At 55.1% G+C, this 7868-nt stretch carries 4 protein-coding genes; all 4 read left to right on the top strand.

All coding sequences use genetic code 11. The features are described 5' to 3' along the window. Positions 1-464: 464 nt before the first annotated feature. Entirely contained in the window at positions 465-2297 is a 1833-nt protein-coding gene (locus tag HMPREF2884_RS08275) for an S-layer homology domain-containing protein (RefSeq protein WP_070616711.1), read from the top strand. Between the two features lie 472 nt (positions 2298-2769). After that, positions 2770-3651: an S-layer homology domain-containing protein gene (locus HMPREF2884_RS08270; protein ID WP_070616709.1), complete on the top strand. Its 882-nt coding sequence runs from the start codon at positions 2770-2772 to the stop codon at positions 3649-3651. 376 nt (positions 3652-4027) lie between these two features. Continuing rightward, positions 4028-5974 carry a gluconolactonase gene (locus HMPREF2884_RS08265; RefSeq protein ID WP_070616707.1) on the top strand — a complete coding sequence of 649 codons (1947 nt, stop codon included), beginning with the start codon at positions 4028-4030 and terminating at the stop codon, positions 5972-5974. 335 nt (positions 5975-6309) lie between these two features. Beyond that, the coding region (locus HMPREF2884_RS08260; protein WP_070616718.1) for a gluconolactonase at positions 6310-7868 on the top strand (1559 nt) is incomplete at its 3' end.

Below are 7868 nucleotides of genomic sequence, written 5' to 3'. Positions count from 1 at the left end.
GTCATGCTGTACCGCATGGAGCACGGCGGCAGCCGTCTCACATAGTGTCTCGCCATGGTGTTAGCCATTCTGGTTGGCTTTCGTCAAATAGGCGACTTTATGGCTCTGTTTATGTGCCACTTTTATTGTGGGTGACTTTTATGTTGCCTTGCCCACCGCATTGTGAATATTCTCAACCTGCAGAGGTTGCATAGGTGCGAATTTTTCGAATGCGGTGGGTTTTTTGTGCTTTCTTTTTTGTACAGTGACCAGCGTTTGTGCTTATCAGCACACTATTTAGGCATATTTTCCACGTCATGCACATACTTTTTAAAGCTATACTTCACCTTAAGACATGCAATAAAACACACAGACATTTTTCGCGCTGATGACCTTTCAGGTTCCGGCATGTCTTAACTATTTGCTACGGTGTTTATGCGCACCACACTCGATGCGTGACACCGATAAAAACTGATTGGATAACAATGTCCTCACTTCCCAACCACATGCGCTTTGCGCTACCCAAAAACATGGCTAAGAGCGGCTGTGCCATCACCCTGGCTGGCGCCATGCTCTTGCCCCTCTCCCCCGCGTTTGCCGCACCTGCTACTCCGGTAGCAGCCCCGGCTGTTGCACAGGGTGAAGTTCAGGGTGCTCAGCGTCTGCAGGTTACCTCCGGCACTTTTGATATTCTCAAGGGCGGCAACGTGACGGTTAGCGGCTCCGGTTTCTCCAAGGACTTCGTTAAGGGCAAGTCGTTCCGCCTGTACGTTGTTCCGAAGGGTGAAAGCGTTGCTTTCCCGCCGCACCACCCGCGTGATTACCCCTTCTATGTTCAGGATGTTCCCGCCTCCGCCTTTGCGGCTGACGGCACCGTGAACCTGACCGCTTCTATCGGCGCTAACTATCTGGAGGCCAATGGCTCGTCCTTCGATGTTGTGCTCGGTTACCGCGATGACGCTGAAGACGGCTGGATTCCTGCGGATGAGGTTCGTACTGAACTGAAGGTTGCGGATGTTCCCGCCGTTGATTCCCCGACCCTGTCGTACAGCGCTTCGTCGGTGAATGCTTCTGAGAACACTAAGGTCACCGTGAACGGTGCCGGTTTCCAGAACATTTCGTACAACGGCAGCGAGTCGCTAATTGTTGCGGTTCGTGCGGTTGATCCGGCGACCGGCAAGGCGACCGGTCCCGCGCTGGCTCAGTCGGAGGCTAAGTTCACCTCCTACTCTGCTTTCTTTGGTCAGTACATGGGTTACACCAACGGCCGTTTCTCGACTGTTCTGGATATCCCGGCGGGTACCTTGAAGTCCGGTAGCTCCTATGTTGTGCAGACTTTCGAGTTCAACGTTCCGGAAGATAACGATGAGGCAAACAGCCAGGCGCTGAGCACTCAGGCGTTTGTTCCGGTGAACGGCGAGAACGTTAAGAAGGAGTCTCCTTCGGTTTCTTTGAGCACTGACAAGGTGGATCTGAGTTCTTCGACCACTATCCGTGTGAAGGGTAAGGACTTCAATGTTCCGGCTGGCGCTACCGTGAACGTTCTGTTCTCTGAGGCTGAGGCTGACGGCAACCCGACCGGTGAGGCTCTGGATAGCATCACTCTGAACGCTGACCGTGTGGCGACCGGCGCGTTTGAGACGACCGTTAACGTTGACGGCACCAAGCTGGATGAGGATAGCCACTACGCTATTTTCGTAACCATCAACTACGCCGATGGTCAGCGTGAGCGCATCGCGGCTGATTACCTGACTCTGACCGGTGAGTCTGCGAACAAGAAGGCTCGTGAGCGTTTCGCTGATGTTCCGGCTGCTCACGCGAACCACAAGGCTGTTCTGTGGGCTGCTGATCAGAATCTAATTGATTCTCGTGAGAAGGATTGGTTCGGCGTTAATGATGATGCGACCCGCGGTGAGCTGACTGTTGCGCTGTACCGCATGGCTGGTTCCCCGAAGGTTACCCTGCCGGCTACTAGCCCGTACCCGGATGTGAAGACCGATGACCCGAACTACGCTGCGTACATTTGGGCTCGTCAGAAGGGCATTACTTTCGGCTGGTCTGATGGCAAGTTCCACGCGAATGCGTCTGTCTCTAATGCTACTGTTGCGGCGTTCCTGTACCGTTTCGATGGTAAGAAGCCGGTTGCTGCGACTGAGGCGCCGTACACCGATGTGAAGGTCGGTTCTGCGTTCTACCGCGAGATCACTTGGGCTAAGCAGCAGAAGCTACAGGTTTTCCCGGGCTCTGAGTACCACCCGTCTGCGCTGGTGAGCCGTGGTGAGCTGGCTGGTTTCTTGATGAACTACAAGGTCCGCTAGGGCTCTATAAGGTTCACTAGGGCTTTATAAGGTTCGCTAGGACTAGTCTCTAGGGTCTATGGATTATGCCGGGCTGGCGGCGATGAAACGTTGGTTTTATCCCGCCGGCCCGGCTTTTCTGTGCCATTGCGGGGTGTTTATGAGGTGTCTGCAAGGTATCTGTAGGGGCGCGTGCGGGACTGTCGCCCGGTGCTGTTCCGCGGTTTTTCGAGGTATTTTTGCCGGCTAACACGCTAATGTGGGCTGTACCGCATGTGGGGCGCACCTCATGCGGTACCCGCTATTGGGCGGATTTTTGGGGTGCTCCACTCCCCTTTTTAAGAATGTTCTGTGGAGTGTAAATTAATATTTTTCAAGCTGTGGTTTATGCTTAGGACTGTTGCGCCCCCTTGGTGCGCACCCTTATCCGGCTGGGTGCGTAGAACTAGAGGGAGCCCATCACACACCGATACATCAACCACATTGAGGATTTATGTCCCAGGATTTTAAGCAGTCGACTGATACTGCCCATAATTCTTCTGCACCTCTGCTGGCACCGGAGGGCACCTCCGAGGCTTCTTCTCAGGCTGAGTCGAAGAAGCGTAAGCGCCGCCGTATTGAGCTGGCTGTTGGCGCTGTGGCGCTGGCGGGTGTTTTGTATCTGCCGTTCTCACCTCTTTTCTCTTTTTATGATCCGTCGGAGGCGCGTCTTTCTTCGGCGGATACTGCTGCGCCGGCGACCGCTTCGGCGATTTCTACTTCTGCTCTGGTGTCGAGTTCTTCGACCCAGGGCCCGAAGATTCTGCATCCGTCCGTGACCGCGCCGGATGCGAATACTATTTTTGCTGATGCCCCTGAGGATTCTGCGTACTATGCGGGTATCCGTTGGGCTGTTCGTACCCAGACGATGGAGCCGGTTTCTGAGGACCATTTTGGTGCTAAGGATCCGGTGACTCGTGGCGAGTTGATCACCATGTTCTATAAGCTGGCGGGTTCGCCGGCGGTGACCCATCCGGAGCATTCACCGTATGCGGATGTTGATGAATCTGACCCGAACTATGATGCGTACCTGTGGGCGCGTCAGGAGCGTATTACGCCCGGCTGGGTTGATGGTAAGTTCCATGCGGAGGCGCGCTTGTCGAATGCTTCCGCTGCGGCGCTTCTGTACCGTGCTGATGGTGCGCAGAAGATTCAGATGTCGGGTACTTCCCCGTTTAGCGATGTTTCGTCTGCGACTCCGTTCTACCGTCAGATTGTGTGGGCGTCTCGCCATGGTGTGTCGACGGTGTCTGAGGGTAATGCTTTTGAGCCGATGGCTCAGACCTCTCGTGGTCGTGTTGCGATGATGATGTACCTATACTTCCGCACTTCGTAGTTTTTCCCCTTCGTATTTTTGACGCTTTGCTTTAGCGTTTGGTTAGTGTGTTTGGCGGCCCTGTGCTCCTTGTTGGGAGTGCGGGGCCTCTTGTGTTTTGAGGACTGTGCGCGGGGCTGTCTGGGGGTTGGGGCCGCCTGGGTTTTGGGTTTCCTGTGCGCAGCATCATGCACGCAGTGAAATATTTCGGAAGGTTCAAGTTTTTCTTGAGTAACGTACCAATTTCTACTTGAAGGTTTGTTAGGGTGAGAGTGTTTCCTGAACCGATGGGGACACTCAACCACTTCTCATTGGGTTGGCGCAGATTCGACGGATATTTCTCATTCCTATTTAGAACCTGCATCGGCGCAATGGACATGACCGATAAGGAATGTTTATGTCCGCTCTTCCGAACTCTAAGTCTTCACTCCTGTATGCAACTCGCAGCTGCAGTGCACTGGCGCTGGCGGGTGCGATTATTCTGCCGGTGACTCCGGCGCTTGCCCAGAATGCTACTGCAGATATTCCTGCAGCGGCTGGTTCTCTGCCGGGTGATCGCGTCCGTGAGAATCCCACTGATACTTCTGATGAGTTCTATCCTCACTTGAGCTACAACGCGTTGAAGAATACTGATAAGGATCAGGTTCTGGACTTCTGGGGTTGGGGGTTTGAGGGTGATTTTAACTCCCCGAAGGGTGTTCAGGTTGTTGTGCGAGAGGTGGGTTTGAACTCCCCGGTTCTGGTGGTTAGCGACATCGTTGAATATAACCACGAGAATCTGGCTTTCGCTTACCAGAGCGGCTACATCCACGGTACGGCGAAGATTCCGGCAAACACCTTGGATAAAGAAAAAGATTATGTTATCGAGGTGTGGGGTAACAACGGCTACGAGGGCGACGAGTTTATTACCCCCGTCGTGGGTCAGGCACCCGAGGGCCGCGGTACCCTGCTTGCTACCCAGGAGCTGGATTTCGAAGGCTCTGACGGCACGACAGCTGCGGATATTCCGGGTAAGACCCCGCAGAAGGTTACGTTCTGGTACCGGCACGACGGCGAGGATCCGTATCTGTACACCGCTGAGGGCGGCACCATCCACGTGAAGGGTTGGGGCTACACCAAGGAGTGGCGTGAGAAGCACGGCAAAGTAGTGTTTTACATTGCTACTTCTCGGGGTGTTCCTGACGACGGTGATTTCCTGCCTGCTAAGGATGTGTTGCTCCGTTTTGAGGAGGGTAAGGATTTCACCATTGCTGAAAACGGCACCCTGCATGCTCAGTTGAGGGTCAAGCCCGGTGAGCTGCAGAACTACTACGAGCCTCGCGTCCCCTTCCCCGGTGCTCCGAGTTACGAGAAGCGTTACGAGGTGAATTATGAGATTGGCATGTTTACCGAGAAACAGGGGCAGCCCCCGCTGACCCTTGATGATCTGCGGGCTGGCAAGAACGTGCTGTTTCATAGTGCGCTGCACACTCAGGCATTCCGCCCCAGCCCGTTTGCCCCCAAGGTGGAGTACAAGGCTTTGGGTGATACTACCGCTGATCAGAACATTTACTTCTTGGGTACCGGCTTCTACGGCCAGTTTAACTTCTCCAGGGGTGTTCAGTATGTGATTCGTGAGAAGGGCTCAAACACCCCGGTTCTGGCGACGAGCGACATTTTTGAGTATAACCACCCTAGCCATATTTCTGAGTTCAAGAACGGCAAGGTACGCGGCGTCGTGAAGGTTCCGGCGAATACTCTGGACCCGGCGAAAAAGTACGTGGTGGAGGTTTGGACTAACAACGGCTACAAGAACGGCGAGAATGCTGGCCCTGTGGTGGGCAAGGCACCTGAGGGTCGCAGTGAGCTGTTGGCTTCTCAGGACCTGAACTTCAAGGGGTCTGACGCTGATGAGGGTAAGCAGCCCAGCCTGACTGATGAGCAGCGCAAGGAACGCGCTACCCGCGGCGAGCTGACGGCTGCGCTGTACGCTCAGGCTGGTAGCCCCAAGGTGGATCTCCCGGCGGTCTCTCCCTGGCCGGATGTAAAGACCACCGACCCGAACTATGCCGCCTACGTATGGGCTCGCCAGAAGGGCATTACTTTCGGCTGGTCTGACGGTAAGTTCCACGCGGAGGCAAGCATCTCGAACGCTACCGTTGCGGCATTCACCTACCGTGCGGCGGGTTCCCCTACCCTTGATCATGACTGGCACTCGTACACTGATCTGACCCCGGATTCTGCGTTCTTCCGTGAGATTGTGTGGGCTGGTCAGAACAAGGTTGCGCTGAGCACCAGCGGCACGTTTGACCCCAAGCATACGGTGACTCGCGGTGAGCTGGAGGTTCTGATGATGGCTTTCTAGGTTCGCTAAGATAGCCATCTAAATAACCCCGTGTTCCCGAATGGTTTTTCTGTTCGGGAGCACGGGGTTCTGTTTTCGGGGTTTAACGTGCTGAGTTTAGCGTGCTGGGTTCAGTTCTTAGCGGCTGGTCAACCTGGGAAAACCCTCAGAACCTTCAAGTCTCTCTTGAGCGTTTCCTGATTTCTATTCACCCCTTTGATAGGGTGAAATTGTCCCCGAAATTGACGGGGACATTCGACCACTTCTCATTGGGTTGGCGCAGATTCGACGAAGATTTCTCACTCCCCTTTTAGAAACTGCATTGGCGCGATGGGTTCGACCAATAAGGAATGATTATGTCCGCTCTTCCGAATTTCAAGGCTTCGTCCTTCTTCCGTGCAGCACGGGGTTGCGGTGCATTGGCGTTGGCTGGCGCGATGGTTTTGCCGATGTCTCCTGCGCTTGCTCAGAATGTTGCCGCGGATGCTCCTGCGGCGGCTGTTGCTGGTTCCCTGCCGGATGATCGCGTCCGCGAGAATCCTGTTGCCACTTCTGATGAGTTCGCTCCTCATTGGAGCTACAACGCTCTGAAGGATACCGGTAACGATCAGGTTCTGAACTTCTCAGGTTGGGACTTCAACGGCGATATTAACTCCCCGAAGGGTGTTCAGATTGTTGTGCGTGAGAAGGGCTCGAACACCCCCGTCCTGGCTATTAGCGACATCATCGAGTACAACGACCCCGAGTATTCGTCCCAGTATCAGCATGGGCACCTCAACGGTAACGTTAAGATTCCCGCTAACACCCTGGATACGGCGAAGCAGTACACCGTTGAGGTGTGGGGTAACAATGGCTACGATGACGACGAGTTCATTACCCCTTTCGTAGGTAAGGCACCCGAGGGCCGCGGCACCTTGCTCGCTTCTCAGGCGCTGAATTTCAATGGTTCTGATGGTTCGCAGGCTGCGGATGTTCCGGGCGCTAAGGCCATCCAGGAGTCTACCCCGACGTTTGAGGTTCTGTACGATGGCAAGGCTCAGCTGCTGTACACCTCCGAGGGCGGCGCCGTTCACGTGAAGGGTTCGGGTTTCACGAAGGAATGGCGTGAGAAGCACGGCAAGGTGGCGGTTTATGTTGCCGCTTCTCAGGGCGTTCCCGATGGTAGCCTTCTGCCCGCTGATGATACACCGCTCCGTTTTGAGGAGGGTAAGGACTTCACCATTGCCGAGGATGGCACCCTGGATGCTCAGCTGACCGTCAAGCCGGGCGCGCTGCTGAACTACTACGAGCCTCGCAACTACTTCCCCGGTATCCCGCGTTACGAGGTGCGTTACGAGGTTGACCTGGTTGCTGAGAAGCAGGGCGACCCCCAGCTGACGGTTAAGGACCTGTGGGCTGGTAAGAACGTGGTACAACGTATTGCGGTGCAGACCCAGGCGTACCGCCCTGAGAAGTTTGCTCCCAAGGTGGAGTACAAGGCTCTGGGCGACACCACCGCGGATCAGGATATTTACTTCTCGGGTACCGGCTTCTACGGTGAGATTGCTTCCCCCAAGGGTGTTCAGTATGTAATCCGTGAGAAGGGTTCGAACACCCCGGTTCTGGCAACCAGTGATCTTATTGAGTACAACCACCACGACCGAGCCTTTGAGTTCGTGAACGGTGAGCTGTCCGGCAGCGTCAAGGTCCCGGCGAACACTCTGGATCCGGCGAAGAAGTACGTCGTGGAGGTGTGGGGTAACAACGGTTACGAGGACGGCGAGTTTGTCGCTCCCGTGGTGGGTAAGGCACCCGAGGGCCGCGGTACTCTGCTGGCTTCTCAGGACCTGAATTTTAAGGGTTCTGATGCGTCCAACACTGATGATAAGAAGCCTAGCCTGACCGATGAGCAGCGCAAGGAACGCGCTACCCGCGG

The sequence above is a fragment of the Rothia sp. HMSC073B08 genome (genome assembly GCF_001812975.1).
Classification (GTDB): Bacteria; Actinomycetota; Actinomycetes; order Actinomycetales; family Micrococcaceae; genus Rothia; species Rothia mucilaginosa.
The sequence above is the reverse complement of the archived record's forward strand: the minus strand, read 5'-3'. Positions and strand labels throughout refer to the sequence as shown.